The 21,595-nt window shown below is 55.6% G+C and carries 22 protein-coding genes; 7 read left to right on the plus strand and 15 right to left on the minus strand.

Annotated features, from left to right (window positions below; translation table 11 throughout):
* Positions 1-15: 15 nt before the first annotated feature.
* Entirely contained in the window at positions 16-1,776 is a 1,761-nt protein-coding gene (locus tag ACWHWP_RS07910; protein WP_063955699.1) for an AAA family ATPase, read from the minus strand.
* Positions 1,777-1,962: 186 nt separating this feature from the next.
* Between ACWHWP_RS07910 and matP the strand changes: the two genes are divergently transcribed.
* The gene (gene matP, locus ACWHWP_RS07915) at positions 1,963-2,415 is read left to right on the plus strand and encodes a macrodomain Ter protein MatP (protein WP_008499929.1); all 453 of its coding nucleotides are present in this window, start codon (positions 1,963-1,965) and stop codon (positions 2,413-2,415) included.
* A gap of 63 nt (positions 2,416-2,478) precedes the next feature.
* Here matP and ompA read toward each other — a convergent pair whose 3' ends face one another.
* Together ompA and sulA are read right to left on the minus strand one after the other, a co-directional pair.
* The gene (ompA, locus tag ACWHWP_RS07920) at positions 2,479-3,534 is read right to left on the minus strand and encodes a porin OmpA (protein WP_447855362.1); all 1,056 of its coding nucleotides are present in this window, start codon (positions 3,532-3,534) and stop codon (positions 2,479-2,481) included.
* A gap of 354 nt (positions 3,535-3,888) precedes the next feature.
* A complete protein-coding gene (gene sulA / locus ACWHWP_RS07925) occupies positions 3,889-4,398 on the minus strand; it encodes an SOS-induced cell division inhibitor SulA (protein WP_063430712.1) in 510 nt (169 codons plus the stop codon).
* A gap of 217 nt (positions 4,399-4,615) precedes the next feature.
* On the opposite strand from sulA, the gene ACWHWP_RS07930 reads away from it, so the two are divergent.
* Positions 4,616-5,242 carry a TfoX/Sxy family DNA transformation protein gene (locus ACWHWP_RS07930; protein WP_059310391.1) on the plus strand — a complete coding sequence of 209 codons (627 nt, stop codon included), beginning with the start codon at positions 4,616-4,618 and terminating at the stop codon, positions 5,240-5,242.
* Here the strand turns inward: ACWHWP_RS07930 and yccS are convergent.
* Positions 5,199-7,361 carry a YccS family putative transporter gene (yccS, locus tag ACWHWP_RS07935; protein WP_447855363.1) on the minus strand — a complete coding sequence of 721 codons (2,163 nt, stop codon included), beginning with the start codon at positions 7,359-7,361 and terminating at the stop codon, positions 5,199-5,201. The genes ACWHWP_RS07930 and yccS overlap by 44 nt on opposite strands.
* A 19-nt stretch (positions 7,362-7,380) precedes the next feature.
* Complete coding sequence (locus ACWHWP_RS07940) at positions 7,381-7,827, minus strand: YccF domain-containing protein (protein WP_023311032.1); 447 nt, start codon at positions 7,825-7,827, stop codon at positions 7,381-7,383.
* A 123-nt stretch (positions 7,828-7,950) separates the two neighbouring features.
* Between ACWHWP_RS07940 and helD the strand changes: the two genes are divergently transcribed.
* On the plus strand, positions 7,951-10,005 hold the full coding sequence (gene helD / locus ACWHWP_RS07945; RefSeq protein WP_059310389.1) for a DNA helicase IV: 2,055 nt from the start codon (positions 7,951-7,953) through the stop codon (positions 10,003-10,005).
* A gap of 58 nt (positions 10,006-10,063) precedes the next feature.
* On the opposite strand, the gene mgsA is transcribed toward helD, so the two are convergent.
* Complete coding sequence (gene mgsA, locus ACWHWP_RS07950; protein WP_047346877.1) at positions 10,064-10,522, minus strand: methylglyoxal synthase; 459 nt, start codon at positions 10,520-10,522, stop codon at positions 10,064-10,066.
* A gap of 80 nt (positions 10,523-10,602) precedes the next feature.
* Positions 10,603-11,265 (minus strand): curli synthesis inhibitor, encoded by a 663-nt coding sequence (csgI, locus tag ACWHWP_RS07955; RefSeq protein ID WP_063431272.1) that lies wholly within the window; start codon positions 11,263-11,265, stop codon positions 10,603-10,605.
* A 173-nt stretch (positions 11,266-11,438) separates the two neighbouring features.
* Between csgI and ACWHWP_RS07960 the strand changes: the two genes are divergently transcribed.
* Entirely contained in the window at positions 11,439-11,852 is a 414-nt protein-coding gene (locus ACWHWP_RS07960; RefSeq protein WP_047346875.1) for a CoA-binding protein, read from the plus strand.
* Positions 11,853-11,889: 37 nt separating this feature from the next.
* Here the strand turns inward: ACWHWP_RS07960 and hspQ are convergent, their stop codons facing one another.
* Positions 11,890-12,207: a heat shock protein HspQ gene (hspQ, locus tag ACWHWP_RS07965; protein WP_008499919.1), complete on the minus strand. Its 318-nt coding sequence runs from the start codon at positions 12,205-12,207 to the stop codon at positions 11,890-11,892.
* A gap of 60 nt (positions 12,208-12,267) precedes the next feature.
* Entirely contained in the window at positions 12,268-13,458 is a 1,191-nt protein-coding gene (rlmI, locus tag ACWHWP_RS07970; RefSeq protein WP_059310387.1) for a 23S rRNA (cytosine(1962)-C(5))-methyltransferase RlmI, read from the minus strand.
* 172 nt (positions 13,459-13,630) lie between these two features.
* Between rlmI and ACWHWP_RS07975 the strand changes: the two genes are divergently transcribed.
* From ACWHWP_RS07975 to yccX, 3 genes are read left to right on the plus strand one after another with little or no spacing between them, the layout of a single operon-like run.
* Positions 13,631-14,188, plus strand: a complete 558-nt coding sequence (locus tag ACWHWP_RS07975) for a kinase inhibitor (protein ID WP_447855364.1) — start codon at positions 13,631-13,633, stop codon at positions 14,186-14,188.
* 10 nt (positions 14,189-14,198) lie between these two features.
* A complete protein-coding gene (locus ACWHWP_RS07980) occupies positions 14,199-14,987 on the plus strand; it encodes an AraC family transcriptional regulator (RefSeq protein WP_059310385.1) in 789 nt (262 codons plus the stop codon).
* Between the two features lie 11 nt (positions 14,988-14,998).
* Positions 14,999-15,280 (plus strand): acylphosphatase, encoded by a 282-nt coding sequence (yccX, locus tag ACWHWP_RS07985; protein WP_059310384.1) that lies wholly within the window; start codon positions 14,999-15,001, stop codon positions 15,278-15,280.
* On the opposite strand, the gene tusE is transcribed toward yccX, so the two are convergent.
* From tusE to ACWHWP_RS08015, 6 genes are all read right to left on the minus strand, one after another.
* On the minus strand, positions 15,277-15,606 hold the full coding sequence (tusE, locus tag ACWHWP_RS07990; protein WP_028012611.1) for a sulfurtransferase TusE: 330 nt from the start codon (positions 15,604-15,606) through the stop codon (positions 15,277-15,279). The two genes, yccX and tusE, sit on opposite strands and share 4 nt — an antisense overlap.
* 69 nt (positions 15,607-15,675) lie before the next feature.
* Complete coding sequence (locus ACWHWP_RS07995) at positions 15,676-16,227, minus strand: LuxR C-terminal-related transcriptional regulator (protein ID WP_059310383.1); 552 nt, start codon at positions 16,225-16,227, stop codon at positions 15,676-15,678.
* Between the two features lie 10 nt (positions 16,228-16,237).
* Positions 16,238-17,395, minus strand: a complete 1,158-nt coding sequence (locus tag ACWHWP_RS08000; protein ID WP_059310382.1) for a CfaE/CblD family pilus tip adhesin — start codon at positions 17,393-17,395, stop codon at positions 16,238-16,240.
* A 1-nt stretch (position 17,396) separates the two neighbouring features.
* Positions 17,397-20,114, minus strand: a complete 2,718-nt coding sequence (locus tag ACWHWP_RS08005) for a TcfC E-set like domain-containing protein (protein ID WP_447855367.1) — start codon at positions 20,112-20,114, stop codon at positions 17,397-17,399.
* A gap of 72 nt (positions 20,115-20,186) precedes the next feature.
* Positions 20,187-20,693 (minus strand): CS1 type fimbrial major subunit, encoded by a 507-nt coding sequence (locus tag ACWHWP_RS08010; protein WP_047346867.1) that lies wholly within the window; start codon positions 20,691-20,693, stop codon positions 20,187-20,189.
* Positions 20,694-20,767: 74 nt separating this feature from the next.
* Complete coding sequence (locus tag ACWHWP_RS08015; RefSeq protein ID WP_447855368.1) at positions 20,768-21,511, minus strand: fimbria/pilus periplasmic chaperone; 744 nt, start codon at positions 21,509-21,511, stop codon at positions 20,768-20,770.
* Between the last annotated feature and the right edge of the window lie 84 nt (positions 21,512-21,595).

Consider the following 21,595-nt stretch of genomic DNA (forward strand, 5'->3'; position numbering starts at 1 on the left):
GCTGAACAAGTCCGATCAGTTCGAACTGAACCAGCCCAACCAGCGTAACGGCCATGGATAACGATGACGAGCATCCTGCTGCGTCGCCTGAGCAATTCGCTCCTGGATAGTCTGCATCAGGGTGGTCTGCCCTTCGCCATCCCATACCAGGTTTGTCAGTAAGGGTAGTGCATCCTCAATTCCTTCGATGGCCCAGATAGCGAATTGCTCCTGTTCAACGGCATCCAGAATATCCTGGCTGAGGCTTAAATGGCGTGCGTTGGGAGCAGGAATGATCACACCCTGCTTGCCGTTTAAACCGCGCTGCTGACAGATGGAGAAGAAACCTTCAATTTTTTCGTTGAGGCCACCTACCGGCTGAGCACGACCGAATTGATCCACCGAACCGGTGATGGCGATGTTCTGATTGATCGGCACTTCCGCCAGGGCGCTGATTAAGGCGCACAGCTCTGCCATAGAGGCGCTATCGCCATCCACTTCGCTGTAGGACTGCTCAAACGTCAGCGAGGCGGAGAAGGGGATCTGTTGCTCGAGCTGCAGCTCTGACATCAAAAACGCCTGCATGATCATCATGCCTTTCGCATGAATGTTTCCGCCCAGCTCGGCTTTCCGTTCGATATCGGTGAATTCACCATCGCCAATATGCACAACGCAGCTGATACGGGAAGGCTCACCAAACGCGCGCGGATGGCCAGGAAATTCAATCACCGACAGGGCGTTGATCTGCCCAATGCGTTCGCCTTCGGTTTCTACCAGAATCTGTTCCAGCAGAATTTCATCCTGCATACGGTCAGCAAGATAGCCTTCTCGCCACTCTCGCTGAGCCAGCATCTGGGTGAGCTGTTCTCCGCTGAAAGCACCGTTACCGCTGATGACACCCACTTCACGCAGCTGTTTGCCAATCCAGAGCGGGCAGAGTGGCAGCGTTTCCTGGTCACCGGTATAGCGCACCGCTTCGCGAATCAAGCCCGGCCACGCGTCAGCCGCTGGCGTTGGCAATGCAAAACGTTCAGCAACGGCCATCACCCACTGGCACCACTGCGCCATATCGTCGGCATCGGCAATCTGGATGTTGTCTTCGTATTCGCTATACACCGCCTGCTCAGCCAGCTCTGGCTCCATTTCCTGGAAGTCCGCCAGAGATTCGCGGTCGCCCGTCAGCACGACGGTCAGCGACAGCGGCATAGACGGAACAGAGACGGGCAGAGGACGTGACTCATCGTAGCCGACCCAGTCGAAGCGCTGCTGGTGGACGATGGTTTTCAGACGCATCCACAGCAGCGGCTGCGAGAGCAGGGTGCGCAATGAAATGATGAGGACACCGCCATTTGCACGATGTACCAGCCCCGGCTGCAGCGACAGTTCGCCGTTAAACTGGCGCAGGCAACCAAAGAGTTGTTCAGCCTCGACCCAGTTAGCGGTAATCACCTCGCCCTTAGCGGCAAAACGGCCATCAGCCTGAGCGGATGGTTCGAAAGTGACATCATGTCCCGCGATACGATATTGGCCGCCAAAGACTGCGTTCGATTCCGGCTGCAGCTGGCGCACGGCATCCCCAAGCAGCGTCAGGTATTCCGCTTCTTCCGGGGCTTTGAGCAGCATGAAGGGCGCTGTTGCCCACGGGCTTAACACCTGCTCCAGCGCATAATGCAAACGTGGCTGCGTATCGCTAAGGATGAATTCTTTTTCTTTTGCGAGATCTGGCTGTGCAAACAGTTCCTGATAACTTTCGGTATCCGGAACAAGGTCACGCCATGCAAGTTTCGTAATGGTCAAAGTTGATGTTTTTTAGTCAGATGTAAAAGCGTGGAGTATACCGTAAGCGGGGGGCTCTACCCAAGCAGGATTGGGGATTTCGAGAGGGGGATTGGCTGCATTCAATCACAGGATATGATTTCTTTTCAGCAGATTGCTAAAAAACTGATATTCTGAACAGAGTTACGTGGTAACACTGAGATCGCAATGAAATATCAACAACTGGAAAATCTCGAAAGCGGCTGGAAATGGAAGTACCTGGTCAAAAAGCACCGTGAAGGGGAGCTGATCACCTGCTACATCGAAGCCAGCGCTGCGCAAGAGGCCGTGGATATTTTGCTGACCCTCGAAAATGAACCGGTACAGGTTAACGGCTGGATTGAAAAACACATTAATCCTGCGCTGTTAAACCGGATGAAGCAAACTATTCGCGCGCGACGCAAACGGCATTTTAACGCTGAGCATCAGCACACGCGCAAAAAATCAATCGATCTGGAGTTCGTTGTCTGGCAACGCCTGGCGGGACTGGCGCAACGCCGTGGCAAAACGCTGTCCGAAACTATCGTGCAGTTGATTGAGGACGCCGAACATAAAGAGAAGTACGCCAACCAGATGTCGACACTGAAGAACGATCTTCAGGCTCTGTTGGGTAAAAAGTAGATTTTTATTTTCTTCAGACAATAAAAAACCCCGCATTGCGGGGTTTTTTTATAAGACGATAACTTATGCCGCTGGCTGAGTTACAACGTCTTTGATGCCTTTAACTTCGATCTCTACGCGACGATCTGGAGCCAGGCAGTCGATCAGTGCAGCGCGAGCTTTCACGTTGTCACAGGTGTTGCCAGTAACTGGGTTAGATTCGCCCATACCACGTGGGGAGATCTTGTTAGCTGGGATACCTTTAGAGATCAGGTAATCAACAACAGACTGAGCACGTTTCTCAGACAGTTTCTGGTTGTAAGCGTCAGAACCGATACGGTCGGTGAAGCCCAGAACCACTACAGAACCGTCTTTAGGATCCAGGTTGCTCAGCTGGGTGTACAGCTGATCCAGTGCCTGCTGGCCTTCTGGTTTCAGAGTAGCTTTGTTGAAGTTGAACAGAACGTCAGACTTCAGAGTGAAGTGCTTGGTCTGTACTTCTGGAGCTGGAGCCGGCGCTGGAGCAACAACTGGTGCTGCATCTTCCTGCTGGCCGAAACGGTAGGAAACACCTACGCTCAGCATGCCGTTGTCTGGACGAACACCAACGGTGTTGCCGTCGCCGATGTTGTTAACCCACTGGTATTCCAGACGGGTAGCGATGTCACGGGTCATAGCCCACTCAACGCCACCAGCGAATACTGGGGAAACACCGGTGTCATGGTCGTCGCCAGCGATGCTGTTGCTGGAGTCAGCGCGCCATACCATGCCGCCCAGACGGGTGTACACGTCCAGATCGTCAGTTACTGGGTAACCCAGTTTAGCGGTCAGCTGAACGCCCTGTGCTTTAAAAGCGCCGTTTACGGTGTCGCCTTTGTATGGCATACGACCTAACCAGTCGTAACCCATTTCAAAACCAACATACGGGTTAACCTGATAGCCACCGAACGCACCTGCACCAAGCTGGCTCTCGTGAGTAGGGCCATCATTGTTCAGGCTGCTGTTGTACCAGCCGGTGTCGTGGAACTGAGACCAGCCCAGTTTACCACCTGCATACCAGGTATTATCTTTCGGAGCGGCCTGCGCTACGGTAGCGAAGCCAGCCAGTGCCACTGCAATCGCGATAGCTGTCTTTTTCATTTTTTGCGCCTCGTTATCATCCAAAATTCGCCATGAAAGTCTCAAGAGAGAATCACGGTTAAATCCTTCACCGGGGGGCGTGGTCAAATATAAATCTACCGATATCTTCGGCTTAGGCCGAGCACCCCTGGCGATGTAAAGTCTACAACGTAGCTGAAAACTTACAAGTGTGAAGTCCGTCAGGCATATGAAAAAAAAAGTTCCGTATACCTATTATTTAACATTTCGTGAACGAATTTTGTGCAATAAAATTAAGGAGAACCGCACCAGACAAGCCTTGCCGCAATTTTAAGGCCGGGAACTAAAACCGCATCCTGAGGTCAAAAAAAATTCCAGGAAAAATCTTAATTTCACTCAATGATACAAATTTGAGTGAATTTTTAGCCCAGAAAGTTGTCCTCTGCCGTAAGAATTCGATCGAACCGGACGCATAATAAACCCGATCGCACTCCCTTCTTCGGCCGCTTCAGTCAGACGGAAATGTTCCTCTTCCGTCAGTTCTTCCGATAACCATCCAATCACCACGCTGTAATTTCCGGTGCGTAAAGCGCGGATCATCGACTCAACGGTGTCGCAAGGCGAGAGTTGATTAATTTGCATGACCTTCGTCAGCGGCAAGCCGGCGGACTGAACCCACTCACGGCTCAGCTTTTGCTGAGGCGTGAGCCAAAGCTGCCAGCGCGATTGCTGACCGAGCTGTTGTAATAACGGCAACAGCAGAAGTTGCGTCAACAGGGGCTGGTCTTCACGATAAACCACTTCACTGATAAGCCCTGTGGAAACACGCTCGACGGAATTCTGCGCGACATTGCCTGCGGCAGAAGAGAGAGAGGTTGCGCGATTTGCATAGCCTGAAGTGTGCATATTCATTCCAGCCCTGTAGTTACTGTATGGATATACAGTAACCCCTGTATGCATAAAGATCAACCTCATTTTCGGAAAGCGACTCGCAAAATTCATTCAATCTTGATGCCCGTCGAAAAATCATCTTGCTCAACGGCGATAAGTTGCCTATTTTCCTGCTAACGGATCCGCTAGTAAGAAATTTCGTTGTTAGTGAATGATTTTAAAAGGAAATATCATGAAAAAGATATCTTATGAACGGATTTATAAATCACAAGAATATCTCTCTCCGCTGGGTGAAATTCATCATCGCGCGCTGTTTGGCGGCTACACCCTGGCGGTGGATGATGCGGTTTTTGCCATGGTGTCAGATGGCGAGCTTTATCTTCGCGCCTGCGAGGAGAGTGCGAAGTACTGTGTAAAAAGTGCTGCCTCTTTTTTGACGCTGATGAAGCGAGGCCGTCCGGTGCTGCTCAATTACTATCGCGTGGATGACGGATTATGGCAGGACAGGGAGCGGCTGCTCCAGCTCTCCTCGTTCGCGCTCAGTGCAGCAAAAAAAGAGCGCTACCAGCGCCATCAACGAAACCGGCTTAAGGATCTGCCGAACCTGACGTTTCAGCTTGAAGTCTTGCTTTTTGAAGCAGGCATTACCAATGAAGAAACACTCCGGACGCTGGGTGCCAGGGCAAGCTGGCTGAAAATGCGGGCTAAAAATAAAGCGCTCAGTATTAAAGTGCTCTTCGCACTTGAAGGGGCTATTGAAGGGTTGCATGAGGCGGCGCTCCCGGCAGGCATTCGCCGGGAGCTGACGGAGTGGTTTAATGGGCTGCCTGAGCCGCAGGATAATCACTCTTCCAGGTAGCGATTTGCTGTTGCAGCCGGCAAATTTCAGGCAGCAAAGCGATGAGCAGGCCTATTTGCTGCAGAACCAGCGGCGCTTTGCTGTCGTTTCCCGGGTCCAGATGCGCAATGCGTTGAGCCAGTTCATCCAGAGCCTGCTGAACGCGTGGTTCATCGGCTGGTCGGTGATGAAGCGCGTCATCGACATAGCAGACGGCGTCATCCAGCAGGTTAAGGATACCGGGGTTGGTGAGTTTCTCACGGTGGGCACCCAGCGTCGAAATATAGCTGGTGAAGGTATGGTTCAGGCAAAGCAGGCGGAAAGCGGTCTCGCGAATCTCTGCCGTGGCGCGAGGCTCCGTTGACATATTAGAGACAACAGAGGCCAGTTCTGCGTCGCAGTTGTGCGCATCGCGACGTGCTATGCGGTATGCCAGACGGTTATCGCGGCCCTGATGATACTGCTCAAGGATGGCGTCAAGGTAGCGACAGTTGGCGTTCATCGCCCTCTCTACCACGCGCGGCAAATTACGAAAACGCCAGTCCGGCCAGATAAAGCTGACCGCAGCCCAGGCAATAGCGCAGCCAATCAGGGTATCGATCACGCGGGGCAGGGCGACCTCAAACCCTTCACCCAGCAGGTTAAAGCAGAGCAGCACCAGCAGCGTGATGAACATGGTGGCATGCGCATACTGCACGTTGCGAAACGCGAAGAACAGCACGCCGGTGATCACGATCAGAATCAGCTGGCCTTCAATGGAGGGCACGAAATAGAGCACAGGTAGCCCAATCGCGACGCCGACCAGCGTGCCGATAATACGCAGCGCAAGACGATGCCGCGTAGCGTTATAGTTCGGCTGGCAGACGAACAGGCTGGTCAACAGGATCCAGTAGCCGTGATGCAGCCCGGTTATCTGAATAAAGGCATAACCCACGCACAGCACCAGTGACATTCTCACCGCGTGACGAAAAAGAGCCGACTCCGGCGTAAAGTTGCGGCTCAGCCGTAGCCACATATCGCTAACGCTGTGCACGCTGTCATCAGCAAGCTGATTGTCCACCTCGCTGCCCGGAAGCGCCATTGCCTGCTCGGACTCAATGGTCGCCAGCTGAGCATCAATCGCCCGCAGGTTATTGAGCAGAAACCCAAGTGCTTTGATGTTCTCCGGCGACGTTCCGCTGGCCTGAACGCGGTCGAGTGCCGCATCAAGATGGCTAAATACGCGTTCAAAGCGCGGGTCATGCTGATAGGGCGTGCGCAGCAGAATGGAGCGCGAGAGCTGCTGGCATGCTTGGGACTGCATGGACAGCAGGCGCTGGAAGCGGAACATCACGTCGCTGTAGCGGAACTTCTCGCGCAGGGCGGCATACTGAACGTGTGAGGAGCTGGCGCGTTCATGAATGTCCTGCGCGGCAAAATAGTAGTGTAGGGTCCGTCGCGTTCCGCGCTGACCGCGATCGCCGCGCAGACGGGTAAGCAGAGAGGCTTTTGTCTGGTTAAGGGTGGCGACCAGTTGACCGTTTGCCAGCGCCAGATCGTAGAGCGGCGCCTGGCTTTCCTCTTCGATATCCGGGTCGAACAGCCGGGACTTCAGTTCCAGATAGTGGGCTAGCTGCTCAAAGCTGCGGGCAAGGTTATCCTGCAGGGGGCGAACCGGGAAGATAAGATGACCGGTTAACGTCAGCAGGTTATACCAGATGGCGCCCAGCAACAGCAGAACCGGCTGCTGGTACCACTGGTCGTAAAGGGACACGCCCAGCATGGTGTAGATGGCGATCAGCAATGCGCCAAACGCGATGGTGGCATAGCGCTGCCCAAGGCCGCCCAGCAAAATAAACCCGCTGGTTGAGAGCGTAAGACCCAGGGCAAACAGCCAGGGCCACGGGAAAAGCAGCTCAACGGAAGCTGACGCAATAAAAAAGCAGATGAGCGTAATGACCAGGTTACGTAAACGCCCGGCCAGACGATCGTCCAGGTCCGCAAGCGCCCCGGCCACCACCCCCAGCGTAAGCGGAATGGTGAGTTTGACATCATTCAGCCACCAGGGCAGGGCAACCGTGCCGCAAAGCGCGATAAATATCCTGACGTTATAAAGCCAGGTGCTATTCCAGGTATAACGGCGAAGCAGTGGGCTTAGCATAAACGCGGCCAGTCCTTATTTACTGAAAACGACGACGCGCGTTTGCTTCACGCGCCGCCTGAGCCACTTCTACCGGAACAACCCTGCGCCCGACGGGCCAAAGAGCGATAGCGGCGATCTTAAAGTTCGCGATCCCCACCGGAATGCCAATAATCGTGATGCACTGCGCAATACCCGCAAAAATATGCATGATGCACAGCCACCAGCCGAAGAAAATCAGCCAAAGAATGTTCAGCAGGGTCCCGCCCGTGTTCATCAAGGCGTTTTTGCTCTCCGGATTCAGCTCGTCAACGTGGATGGCTTCATTCCCGTAGGGGATCAAGGAGAGTTTTGTGATTTCCCAGCAGGAACGGGTCAGGGGAAGCGTGAAAATCAGGACGATGCTCACCAGCGTGGCAAAAAGCCAGGAAAGGGTGGTGGCAAAACCGCCCAGCACAAAATTCAACACATTCAGAACGGTACGCATAAACCCTCACTTCCTTTCGATAAAATTAACGCCCAATGATTGTAACGTTTTTTTAGGCTGGAGCACCTTAAAACTGGCAGTTAAACTGTCAGGTAAATTATCTCTTCGTGGATTTGGCGGGACATGGAACTGAAAGCAACTTCGTTAGGCAAACGCCTGGCGCAACACCCTTACGACAGGGTTGTTCTCCTTAATGCCGGGGTGAAAGTCTCCGGAGAACGCCACGAATACCTTATTCCGTTTAATCAGCTTCTGGCTATCCACTGCAAACGCGGGCTGGTGTGGGGCGAGCTGGAGTTCGTTCTGCCTGACGATAAAGTCGTGCGTCTTCACGGCACCGAGTGGGCGGAAACCCAGCGTTTTCATCACCACCTGAACGCGCTCTGGCAGCAGTGGAGCCAGGACATGAGCGTAATTGCCGCCCAGGTGCTGCAGCAGGTGCTGGACGATATCGCGCAAAGCAACGCGCAGCACGCGTGGCTGACCCGCCAGCAGACCGCCGGGTTACAGCAAAAAATCAGGCAGGCGCTCGCGGCGCTGCCGATATCGGTGACGCGTCTCGATGAGTTTGACAATTGTCGCGACGCCTGGCGGCAGTGTCAGGCGTGGCTGAATGACAAGGATAAAAGCCGGCTTGCCCATAACCAGGCGTGGACGGACGCTATGCTCACCCGCTACGCCGATTTTTTCAGTACGGTGGAATCTTCACCGCTTAATCCGGCCCAGGCGCGCGCGGTGGTTAACGGCGAGCAATCCCTGCTGGTGCTTGCGGGCGCCGGTAGCGGTAAAACGTCGGTGCTGGTGGCGCGTGCAGGCTGGCTGCTGACGACCGGGGAAGCGGTCGCCGATCAAATCCTGCTTCTGGCCTTTGGCCGCAAGGCAGCCCAGGAGATGGACGAACGTATCCAGGAACGCCTGCACACCCGGGATATCACCGCCAGGACCTTCCACGCGCTTGCGCTGCACATTATTCAGCAGGGCAGTAAAAAAGTGCCTTCCATCAGTAAGCTGGAAAATGACACGCAGGCGCGGCAGGCTCTGTTTATCAAAACGTGGCGCCAGCAGTGCAGTGAGAAAAAGGCGCAGGCGAAAGGATGGCGCCAGTGGCTGGAGGAGGAGCTTAGCTGGGAGGTGCCAGAGGGCAGCTTCTGGCAGGATGACAAGCTGGCGCGTCGGCTGGGCTCGCGGCTTGACCGCTGGGTGAGTCTGATGCGAATGCACGGCGGATCGCAGGCGGAGATGATTGAGGGCGCACCGGAGGAGATCCGCGATCTGTTTTCGAAGCGGGTCAAGCTGATGGCACCGCTGCTGAAGGCCTGGAAAACCGCGCTGAAAGCGGAAAATGCCGTTGATTTCTCCGGTTTGATCCATCAGGCCATTATCATTCTTGAGAAGGGGCGTTTTGTCAGCCCGTGGAAACATATTCTGGTGGATGAGTTCCAGGATATCTCTCCGCAGCGTGCCGCATTGCTCTCGGCGCTGCGGGCGCAAAATAAACATACGTCGCTGTTTGCGGTGGGGGACGACTGGCAGGCCATCTATCGCTTCAGCGGGGCGCAGCTCTCCCTGACGACCGCGTTTCACCACTATTTTGGCGAAGGGGATCGCAGCGATCTGGATACCACCTACCGCTTCAACTCACGGATTGGGGAAATCGCCAACCGCTTTATCCAGCAGAACCCGCATCAGCTGGCAAAGCCGCTCAATAGCCTGCGGCCGGGGGATAAAAAAGCCGTCACCCTGCTGGCGGATGACCAGCTGGAGCCGCTGCTGGACAAGCTTAGCGGCTATGCGAAGCCTGATGAACGTATCCTGGTGCTGGCGCGTTATCATCACCTCAAACCCGCGGCGCTGGAAAAAGCCGCCACCCGCTGGCCGAAGCTGCAGCTTGAGTTTATGACCATTCACGCCAGCAAAGGGCAGCAGGCCGACTATGTCATTGTGCTGGGACTGAAAGAGGGGAGCGACGGTTTCCCGGCTCCGGCCCGTGAATCGGTCATGGAGCAGGCCCTGCTGCCGGAGCCGGAAGACTTCCCGGATGCCGAAGAGCGGCGTTTGCTGTATGTAGCAATGACCCGCGCGCGGCATCGCGTGTGGCTGCTGTTCAATAAAGAGGAGCCTTCCGTATTCGTCGATATTCTGAAGAGTATTGATGTGCCGGTGGCGCGTAAACCATAACGACGTCAGGCAAGATTTTGTAGGCCGGGTAAGGCGTAGCCGCCACCCGGCAAAAAAGCTACTTCAGTCTGTCGGAAAGATAGCGCTGATAGTCCGGAATCAGAATATCAACCGGTGAGTTGAACTGCGGCGATTCGATGATGAAATCCGCCGTCGACAGGTTCGTCGCCACCGGGATATTCCATACCGTCGCCAGGCGCAGCAGCGCTTTGACATCCGGATCGTGCGGCACCGCGTTCAGCGGGTCCCAGAAGAAGATCAGCACATCAATCTTTCCTTCGGAAATCTGCGCGCCTACCTGCTGATCGCCGCCCATCGGGCCGCTCAGCATCGCATTCACCTCCAGACCCGTTTCGCGCTGGATCAGGTTACCGGTTGTGCCTGTCGCCGACAGGGCGTGCTTTTCCAGCGAAGACTGATGGCGGCGAACCCAGTTAAGCAGCATTTGTTTACAATGATCGTGCGCAACCAGAGCAATGTGTTTGCGCTCCGGCAGCGTGCGTGTTGTCAGTTCCATAATCATATCCATCAGGTTAACTGACTACACGATGACGGGAACCGTCTGACGCTGCAAGAGTAAGGCGTAAAAAATGTGGTTTATGATGAAGGTTGTTGTTTTGCCCACTGTAAAAACCGGGCTCGCGTGTCGGGATCGGCCTGCTGGAACCAGAATTTGAGGCGCTGTTCCGTCAGGGTCTGGGACTGGGGAGGAATGACGTCCAGCTCAGACACGCCGGATAGCAGCGTACTGTCGTCAGCCATCATGGTGGCAAACTGCGGAAGCGAGGCGCGTTTACCCGCTTTGTTGTAGGACTGTGTCGCGGCCTCGTAATCCACGCCTTTCGGTGAGGTCGTCAACGCCAGAATATCCAGCTTTACCGGTATCGGCATTGCATCGCCATCCAGCAGCTCAACGCGCGGCGCGGCGTCAAAGGCCGCAGACTCTTTCTCCGTTTCAAGGCGAGGCAGGGTAATGTTCACCTGACTGATTTGCCGGGTATTAAAGCTGACAATCAGCGGTGGGGAGATATATATCCTTTGCTCACGATTAGCCAGCCCGATCGATTTTTCTACCCGGAATACCAGCTGATGCGGCCCGTTATCCAGCTCAATGCTGTCTGCACCGCGCAATAACGAGCTGGAGACCTTTTTTCCATCCAATACAAGGAGATCGATGTCGGTAGAGAGCCGAAGCGTGGTAGCAAAAACGCAGACCGGCATCACTAACGCAATCAGAGCAGTGGCAATACCGGTTTTCATAGAAGGCTCCTGTCAGAAATCCTGTCGCCGCATTAATGTATCTAAATTTTTCGATAATCACGTTTACTAACATATAGACATATTTCGCCGTTTTGCCCTCATACATCTGTATGGGATGGATGGTTGAGATCTGCGGTTTGGCGTACACTTTTAAAAAAGCCAGGAGAAAAACCATGAAAGAGAACGATATTGCCGAGATTCTGACATCCACGCGCACCATTGCGCTGGTGGGCGCGAGCGACAAACCCGATCGTCCAAGCTATCGGGTGATGAAATACCTTCTCGATCAGGGTTATCACGTTATCCCGGTGTCGCCAAAAGTGGCGGGGAAAACCTTACTGGGCCAGCAGGGTTACGCCACGCTCGCTGAGGTGCCGGAAAAAATTGATATGGTCGATGTCTTCCGCAATTCCGAGGCGGCATGGGAAGTGGCGCAGGACGCGATTGCTGTAGGCGCGAAAACGCTGTGGATGCAGCTGGGCGTAATTAACGAACAGGCCGCCGTGCTGGCGCGGGATGCGGGGTTGAACGTCGTCATGGATCGCTGTCCGGCGATCGATATCCCCCGTCTGGGGCTGGCGAAGTAATAAAAAAAAGCCCGTTCATCGGGCTTTTTTTACACGCTTAGTTGCGCAGGCGCGGGGCCTGTAACTGTTTGCGGATAGTCTGAGCAAGTTCATCCATCGTGGGTTGCTCCGGATGCTCTTCCTGCAGCTCGCTACTCAGCTGCGCTTCGGCCAGATAGGTGTGGACGGGCTGTCCATCATCACCTTCCATCACCACATGGTACCAGGGCGCAGCGCGAAGCTCTGCGTTCACCGCCAGCTCGTCTGCTGACGGTTCATCAAGGGAATACTCCGGGTCGATATCCACGACCACACCCAAATACCCTAGCAAAGTGTGGCGGACCTGCTGGCCGATACCGAATTTGCTGGCAATCATAGTCACCTCCCGGGAAATACGACTTACACGTTATGTGCGGGCAATATTTCTCTTTTCAAGTTACATGACGCGACAGGCAAACCCTTTCAGATAGAGCCCTTCCGGGTAGGTAGCAATCACCGGGTGATCGGCGGCCTGACGGAACTGCTCTATAAATTGTACATCACGGCCAGCATCTATTGCGGCATCGGCGATGATTTTCTGAAATAAATCTGTGGTCATCAGGCCGGAGCAGGAGAAGGTAAGCAGAACCCCGCCCGGGTTCAGCAGCTGGATGGCCAGCATGTTGATGTCTTTGTACCCGCGGCAGGCGCCCATCAGCTGGCTTTTGTTTTCCACAAACTTTGGCGGATCCATCACAATGACGTCGAACTTCTCGCCCCCATCGCGATATTTACGCAGCAGCTTGAAGACGTCATCGCGAACAAATTCGGCTTTGCTCAAGTCCAGCTTGTTGAGCTCGACGTTCTGTTTTGCCACGTCCAGCGCTTCCTGCGAGGTGTCCACGCTGACAACCTGGGCACAGCCGCCCATCAGCGCTGAAACGGCGAAACCGCCGGTATAGGAGAAGCAGTTCAGCACGCGTTTGTCGGCAACGTACTGACGCGTAGCCAGACGGCTGTCGCGCTGGTCGAGGTAATAACCCGTCTTATGCCCGCCCTGAATATCCACCAGCAGCTTCATGCCGTGCTCTTCAATCGGCAGCAGGGCAGGCGGCAGTTCGCCGGTCACAGGGCCTTGCGTCAGCTCCATGCCCTCTTTTTTGCGCACCGCCACATCGCTGCGGTCGTAAATGGCGCACTGCGGGAACAGGGTTTGCAGCGCGCTAATTAGCGCGGCACGCTGATACTCCGCCCCGGCGCTCAGAAGCTGCAGCACCAGGAAGTGACCGAAGCGGTCAATGGTGACGCCCGGCAGACCGTCGGACTCACCGGCAATCAGGCGGTAGCTGTCCAGCCCGTCGCGTTTTGCCAGCCACTCGCGCCACTGCTGCGCCTGCTGCAGGCGGCGAACGAAGAAGTCGATATCGATGGTTTCATCTTTATCGAAGGTCCAGACGCGGGCACGGATCTGGGACGCTGGCGAGTAAGCGCCTCGCGCTAACCATTTCCCCTGATGGTCAACGATATCAATGGTTTCACCGAGGCTGGCTTTGCCTTCCATACGGGCAACCGCGCCGGAAAAGACCCAGGGATGACGGCGCAGTAATGACTTCTCGCGCCCTTTGGCTAACACTAAACGTACACTCATAATTTGCTGTTCTGTCGATTTCAGGAAATGGCGCGTAGATTACCACATTCAGCAAGGCGCAATCATCTGCGGATGCCGTTGAGCGTTTCGGCACAAAATCAAATCGCTTAGGCACATTACGGTACTGCGGCGGGATATACAGTGGGCTTCCGGTTCAGCAAAGGAAACCCCCATGAAAAAACGCAGTGTAATCGCAATAGCCGCTCTGGCGGCGATGAGTTTTCAGGTTTTAGCCGCAACGCCTTTCAGCATGACCAGTCAGGATATTTCCGGCGAACGGCGGTTAGCGCAACGGCAGGTGTTTGAGGGATTTGGCTGCCACGGTGGGAATACCTCACCGCAGCTGGCATGGACCAATCCGCCCGCCGGTACGAAAAGTTTTGCCGTCACGGTCTATGACCCGGATGCGCCTACCGGCAGCGGCTGGTGGCACTGGACCGTAGCCAACATTCCCGCGAAGACGCAGACGCTGCCCGCTGATGCGGGTAACCCGAACGGCGAAAAATTACCCCCAGGCGTTGTGCAGGGGCGTAATGATTTCGGTTATTCTGGATTCGGTGGCGCATGTCCCCCCGCAGGGGATAAGCCTCACCGCTATCAGATTACCGTCTGGGCGCTGGACGTGGATAAACTGCCCGTCGATAAAAATGCCAGCGGCGCGCTGGTCGGCTTTATGCTCAATAGTCACGTTCTGGCAAAGGCTCAGTTTACAGCAACCTACAGCAGATAAGGATGGCGGGGTGCAGGAGTTTCATTTTCGACATAAACATCTCACGGCGGGTGAAGTGAGTGCCAGCAAAATGCATCGCCTGCACCAGGTTAAACTCTTTTTTCCGGCGATTTGTCATATCACTCACGGCAGTAAGGTGATTGTGCAGGACGACAACCGCCTGGTGGCAACCCGGGATGAGCTCATCATTATCCCTGCCAATACGGCGATGGAGATTATCAACCAGCCTGCAAACGGTCTGTTTCACTCGGACTTGCTGATGTTATCGCCGGAAATTGTTGCCGAGTTCAAAGCGCATTACCTGAAATCCTGGCCGCGCACGACGCTGCATTCGCTCTGCGCCCCGCTGAGCGAGGGGCTGGCGTTTATGTGGGATAACCTGCTGCATGCCGTGCGTCAGGATTTACCGGAGGCGCTGCAAAAGCATCAGGCCTTCGGGCTTTTGCTGGCACTGCTGCATGACGGCGCGGCAGGCCCGCTGCTTATTGAGCGAAACAATAACCTGACCGAGCAGGTGCGGCAGTTCATTATGCTGTCGCCCGCCAGAGCCTGGACCGCGCAGGATGTCGCCAGCCGTCTGGCCCTGAGCGTGCCGACGCTGCGTAGACGGCTACGTGAAGAGTCGCAGAGTTTTCGCCAGATTGTGGAGGAGGTGAGAATGGCCGTTGCTTTGTCGCAGCTGCAGTCAACCCGATTACCGATTGGCGAAATCGCATTACAATGTGGGTATCTTTCCAGCTCTCGTTTCACCGCCCGTTTCCGGCAACACTATGGCTGTTTGCCGAAAGCGCTACGTTAAGGAGAAGAAATATGTCTAAAGTCTGCACCATCGCCTGGGTTCACGGCGTCGTTCAGGGGGTCGGATTTCGCTACAGCACCCAGCGCGAAGCAATTGAGCTTGGACTAACGGGATATGCGCGAAACATGGATGACGGCAGCGTTGAGGTGGTCGCCTGTGGCGAAGCGGAGCAGGTCGACAAGCTGGTGGCGTGGCTGAAAGCGGGTGGGCCGCGCAGCGCCCGGGTTGATAAAGTCCTCACGGAACCGCATCAACCCGGTCGGGAATACATGAACTTCGGTATTCGCTATTAAATACACTTCACCGGCTTAGGCAGGCCGGCAATCTTGGTGGCCTGTTTTGCCGGACCCTTAGGGAACAGACGATAGAGATAGCGGCTGTTGCCTTTCTCTTCACCGAACTTATTGGCCATCGCTTTGACCAGCATGCGGATGGCCGGAGATGTGTTGAATTCAAGATAGAACTCACGGACAAAACGCACCACTTCCCAGTGTTCGGGCGAAAGGGCAATCCCTTCGTTTTCCGCAATTTTCTCCGCCAGCGGTTCGCTCCAGAGCGTCGTATCTTTCAGATAGCCTTCGCTATCGGTCTCAATTTCCTGGCCTGCAAAAATGAACATAGTCTTCTGTCGTGTGTGAAAAAATCGGCGACAGTGTAGCAAAAAAGCGGCCTCAGGATAAACCGTGGCCTACAGGAGCAGCTGCAGCAGATTGTTGGCGTTGAGCTTCTTCAGCGCGTTGCACTTATGGGATGAAACCTGTTTCTCTGACATGTGCGTCACGATGGCAATGTGGCGTACCGGCAACCCCGTCAGCATGAGATCGAGCACGTTGAATTCAGGCACGGTAAGGCAGCAGTCCAGGCTTCGAACGCGGCGAGGCTCTTTGGCCAGCAGATATGCCGCATCCGCAACGGCGATCCTGTCATCGATGATATAAAGGGTTAACGTACCGAAACGCTTGCGTAAATGCGTCGCCAGCGCCCATCCCTTTTCGTTGCACACCAGATAAAGGCTCCCTTTCCAGCGGGCGGCTTCCAGCCTGAGCAAAATGTTGATCAGCGACTGATGCGTTGCCGCTACGGAAAAGCGGCAGCGGATGACAAGCACGCGACGGGTAAGCAGCGCTGGCTGCCATTTTACGGTGTCGCTTTGGATCTCTAACTGAACGCCCCGACGCAGCAGCGCATAGCGCAACCCCTCGGCGTAAAATCGATTATTGTCGAGAATGGCGTAACTCACGATGACCTCGTTATAACGTGCTGGGCGTATAGATAACGCGCAGCGTGCCGGTATAGTCACCCGCGTTTTTGCTGCTGGCGGCAAACGCAGGGGTTTTCAGAATAATAGGTGCAGGAATGCACAGTACGCTCTCGCGCCCGCCGGGCAGCACGACCTGGCGCAGATACTGCGGATCGTTGGTACCTTGCCAGACCAGGGTTTTACCGTTCGCGACGGTTTCGGTTGCGCCTGTGATGGGATTAGTGACGGAGACCCGATAATCGAGTCGATCCCGCGCGTCGGTCTGGCTTCCACCGCGCCGCCTGATAGAAAACGCGCCTTCGGCACGATCCACTGAGGGGAGTCCGTCATCCTCAAACCGAAGATAGGCGCGGGTGCTGGTACTGTTCTTGCCGTCGTACAGACACATATCCAGCGAGTTTTCCCCCTGGATCTCGCTGCCCCCGGGACGCCCCGGGAAGTTGGTCAGGTTGAGGTTAACGACGGGCGTTGAGTGCGGAAAGGCCGGCAGATAGATCTGCTGATTACCCGGATCGACCACCTCAATGCGAATATTTGCCTGCCACCTGGCGATGGTGAGATAGCCAGGACAGCCGACATTCACGTCATTGAAGTTCCCGCCGCAGTCGGCGCTCCCCCACTGACGCAAGTCCTGCTTCAGCGTTGCGGTCCAGATCCCCGGCAGGGCGAGCTTATCCAGCTCGCTTTTCACGATATAGAAATCGAAGTAGGGCTCTCTGTTCCAGTTCGGAATGTCCGCCGTCCCTCCCGTGACAAAGCTCGCAAAGGTGAACACTCTGTTGTTGATAAACATGTAGTGATCGCCATAAACCTTGATATCCACCGTCTTGCCGGTGAGGGAATGCGTAAAACGTAAATTGATGGCATAGGGCGCGGCCGGGTTCGCCGAGAACCAGACCGGGGCGTTCATGCAGGCCCCGTACGTGGTGTCGGTCCGGGACTGACAGGTCAGGGTATTACGCCCCCACTTTTGCGGGTCGGCGGCGTCATAGCCACCCGATTCATGAAGCCAGATATCAAAACGCGCAGGCGGTGCCGTGCGGTCGAAGCTGATCCCTGCGCTGGTGTTGCGTCCCGCGGGGGCGCCCGCCAGCGTCTGGCCGGCCCACAGGCTTAAAAATAGTAAAATAAAGAGGTACTTAATCACATCATTTCCCTTTCACGAGGTTGTCGGCGTTCATGGCTGTCGGGCTGGCTGGGGTCGTTCGTCCGGCCAGCATCAGCTGCGCCTGCTGCTGGACGGCATCCGGCAGGGCAGAGAAGGTTAATTCCCGGCAGGGGATCGACCCGACGTAGCGCACGACGTCGCGCATACTCTTCACGTTCAGCGCGCACTGATAAAACTGCTGCTGACGCACCAGGTAGAGGTTATGCAGCAGGGCGTCGCTTTGGGCGCTAAACCCGCCGTTGCCAAGGTCGCTCCAGCCGTTCACGTTCAGCGGCACGCCGCCGATAAACGGCAAATGACGCTCGTCGGTTAGCTGGCCGAGCCAGGTGTAGCTGGCGGTGGTTTGTACGTCCCGACGCAGCAGTTTGCCCGGCACCATAAACAGCGTTCTGCTGCCTGAGCCCTGCGTAATTTCACTGCTGGCTCCCCGTGAGACATCCAGCGATTCGTTTATCGTCAATGTTGTCTGCTGATAGCCCGGTACGGCGAAAAGCGCGCGGCTGTTGCCCGGAATGTCTGCGCTGCCGCTGTTATCCAGCGACACGGCGACGCCCGAGTCCTGGGTATCTTCCGGTGTGGCAACGTTAACCGCGACGGCTGAAGCGGGACGACCGTCGCTCCAGCGGCCCAGCCACAGGCCAGAGCGCGAGAGCGCAAGGGTCGAGCTGTAGTTTCCGCTGCTGCTCAGGGTGTGGCGGTTGTCCTGCCGATCCCAGGCATCGCTCACGGTCAGGCTGCCGTTGCCGTATCGTCCGCCCTGGCGCGTATAGGCTGAAGCGTTCAGCGAATCGCTGTTAATGCCCGACGCGCTCAGGCCATACTCATTTTCCCCGCGCGCATCGGCGTACCAGTTATGCGCCACGTTGTAGCTCAGCTGATTTTTTTCGCGCTGCTGGTGCTGCCACGTTGCGCCCAGAGAGGTATAGCTTGACGCATCGCCCTGACGGTTATGCGCCATGGACAGGCTCACGCTCAGGTAGCCGCCTTTATCCCTGCCTTCCCGGGAGTCATCGTTACGCATGAACAGGTTAATGCTGCTGTTAATATTCAGCCCATGGGTGCTAAACGCGTTGCTCAGCCCACCCTGCCAGGCGCGCGTGCGCGTGCGGGACATATAGACCGATTCCCACGGCAAACCCGCATCGTGGCGATCGTCGCTGTCCGGCAGCTCCCGACGCGAAACGTACCGTCCTTCGTTGCGGTTATCCGAATACCCCAGGCTCGCATACCAGGAACCAACAGGAACGGAGAACATCACCGAGAGGGTGCGATAACAGCCGTTCACGGCGTCAAAGCCCGCGCTTTGGGTGTTGCAGTTTTCCGCTGAGAGCGCGTTGCGATAAAGGCTCAGTGAAAAACCGTCGTTGTAGCTGATTTGCTGAATATTGCCGCGTTGACCTTCGCTGCCGTAAAGGTAGCTAAACCGGGTACTCAGCACGCCGTCGATCGGGCCCGCGTTGAAGCCCCGGCTCCAGTCGAGCGCATTCTCCAGAAAATGCTGGTTTTTCTTGAACGTTGCGCCGCTGGTCAGCGCCAGCGTCGGGGTGACGGGCACACGTACGCCCGCCTGCGCAACCGCGCTGCGTTCTTCGTTCCGATCGCTATTGTCGGTTTCGCCCGCCTGCAGGAACCACTCGACGCGGTCGAATGGCGTAATGCCGGTTCGGGTAAACGGCACCTGCTCGGTGCGCGTCAGCCGGTTATTTTCATAGATGGAGAGCGTCACGGTGTAGCTCCCGTCCGGGAACGAGCGCGTGTCCAGGGTTTGCGCCCCGGCATTCAGGTAGAAGCTCGCCAGCAGCTGATTGCCCCGGCGGGCGTCAATACGCGCGTCATGGGACAGCAGCACGGTGACAGGGGTTCCCTTCGACTGCTGCACCGGATTGATCCACGCCCGCGTAGAACCCGTGCGCAGACCGCGAATCTTGCCCAGCGGCAGCTGGCTGAGGTTGATATTTCCGCCGGCATTACTGAACAGATCGCGGGTATCCATCTCGCCGGCCTGGACGTAGTACTGACGCAGAATATCCTGGCGGAACCAGGCGTTGTTGACGGTGATCTCCTGTTCCTGCTGGTGCCTTGAACGCTGCCCCAGCCACGTCCAGTCGAGGTTAACATAGCCGTCCTGCGTGAGCGCCAGCGCGCCATTGCCCTGCACGGTGGCTGACTGATAATCCCTGTCGGCAACAAAATTAATATTCTGCTGATGGATCAGCGCATTTTCGGTGTCCTGCGTGGGCTGATACCACTGGTTGTCCGATGTCGGCTTAGGCAGAAATTTCTTGTCCAGAAACAGGCCAATGCGGGCGTTATTCTCGTCATAGATAATGGCCGCGCGGTCGGTATCTATGTAATCGCATCCCGCTGCGGAGCCGTTGCTGCTGCACGCCAGGTTGCCGTTACGGGCAAGCGGAACGGCCAGCGCGGCCGACACGGTGGCAACGAGGGCAGGATCGTCATTGAAGCGGCGTTTGATGGCCGCAACCACGGTGTCAGGCGCGACAAAGCTCACCGTTTCAAGCGTAATATCCGTTTCAAAAAGGCCAAGCGACTCGCCGTAGAGGTTCACCTCTGTCCACAGGCGCTGCGTTTTCGCCAGATCTTCAAAACCTGGCGGGACGGCCATCCCGGCACAGGCGAGTTGGATGGATGCGGGTAACAAAGCAACAAAGAGGAGAGTATTTCTGTGAAACGCCATGAACGAGCCTCGACATCATCCTGACGTCAGAGGGTGGGCACCCTCTGACGTTATTCCTTAGGTGCTGTGGTGTTATGCACCGCCTTCCGTGGTGGTCGCCTGCGTCAGCATCAGGCTGACTACGCCGCTGTACTGACCTGTTTTCAGAATGCCTTTGGTGGTCTGAGAAATGGTCAGCGGCAGTACCGCTGAGCCGTTTTCAATGCTCCCCGGGAAGAGTTCAGTACCGGTATATTCAACATCTGCGGTGGTGAGGGTTTTATCGCCCAGCTTCACCGTCATAGGGATGGTCTCAGCGCCGTCGGCGTTCGCCAGCTGCGCTGCGCTAACCAGACGGACTTTCACGTTGCTGGTGGCGGAGTTAGACCATACCTTGGTATTCAGGCGGTAGCTTTCCAGACCACGACCCGGCAGGTACTGCATATCGATGCTTGCCGGCAGCGGGGTGTTATCGGCCTGGGTCATATCCAGCTGTGAATCAACGCTGGCGTTAACGGTAATGTCTTTTTGAATTGCCAGCGCGCTAAAGGACGTGGTCATCGCGGCAACAATCATCAGGGGTTTAAAATACTTACGCATTGATATCTCCATATTTACAAATGAGCACCCTGGCTCTTTAAACAACCCACATGGGGTTTTACAGTGACGTCGTGTTATTGCACGACGGGTAAATCAGCTTCTTCAGCGGTTTTATTCACCCAGTTGAAGTAGCGGAATTTATATTTCTGGCCGTGTATCGCCGTGAGCGTTTTTAATTTCCGTTCGGTGTCCGGATAAATCGTCGCGTCCTCTTTAATCCATTTACACGATGAATTTGCATCACAAATACCAATCTCTCTCAGCGGCACCCGCAGCGAGCCGTTGTTTTTAATCGTTCCCCTGAGAGGGTCAATCGACAGTGAAACCACGCTTTTTTCTGGCGCAAGGTGGATCAAGGCACCCCAAATGACATTGACCCCCAGCGTCGCCGTCGCTGCAGGGTTTTCTGCCTTGCCCGGAATAATGCTGTCAGGTTGCTTAACCCCTTCAAAATAGACGCGCCAGGTGGTCTCTTTTTCCGGTGGCGTTAGCGATACCAGGCGCACCACGCGCATTGCGCCTGCCGCAAGGGCAAATTTTTCGGGCGTGACAACAACGCCGCCTTCTTTCCACGAGGCCACATCAATCTCTTTTTCCTGGGCGGTGCCGGGATTAAGAATTTTCTTTTGCCTCACCCGAATGAACTGAATATCATCCGTTTTCGAAGCCACCTTAATTTGCGCCGCACCGGACTTATCCACGTTAAGTTCCATGGGGTACACGCTCATATTGGCCAGTGTCATTTCTGAGAAAAATGGCAATGACAGCGCGGCGACATAAAAGGCTGTTTTCACGTTCACTCTATTTTTCTGTTTCACATTCAGTCTGCCTGCTCTGAGTTCTTCGGCGGCGCGTTAACACCAGGTCACCGTCTGCTTTCGTATCGCTTCAGGGCAGGGAAA

It is taken from the genome of Enterobacter sp. WI-ESBL-E8, assembly GCF_053364895.1.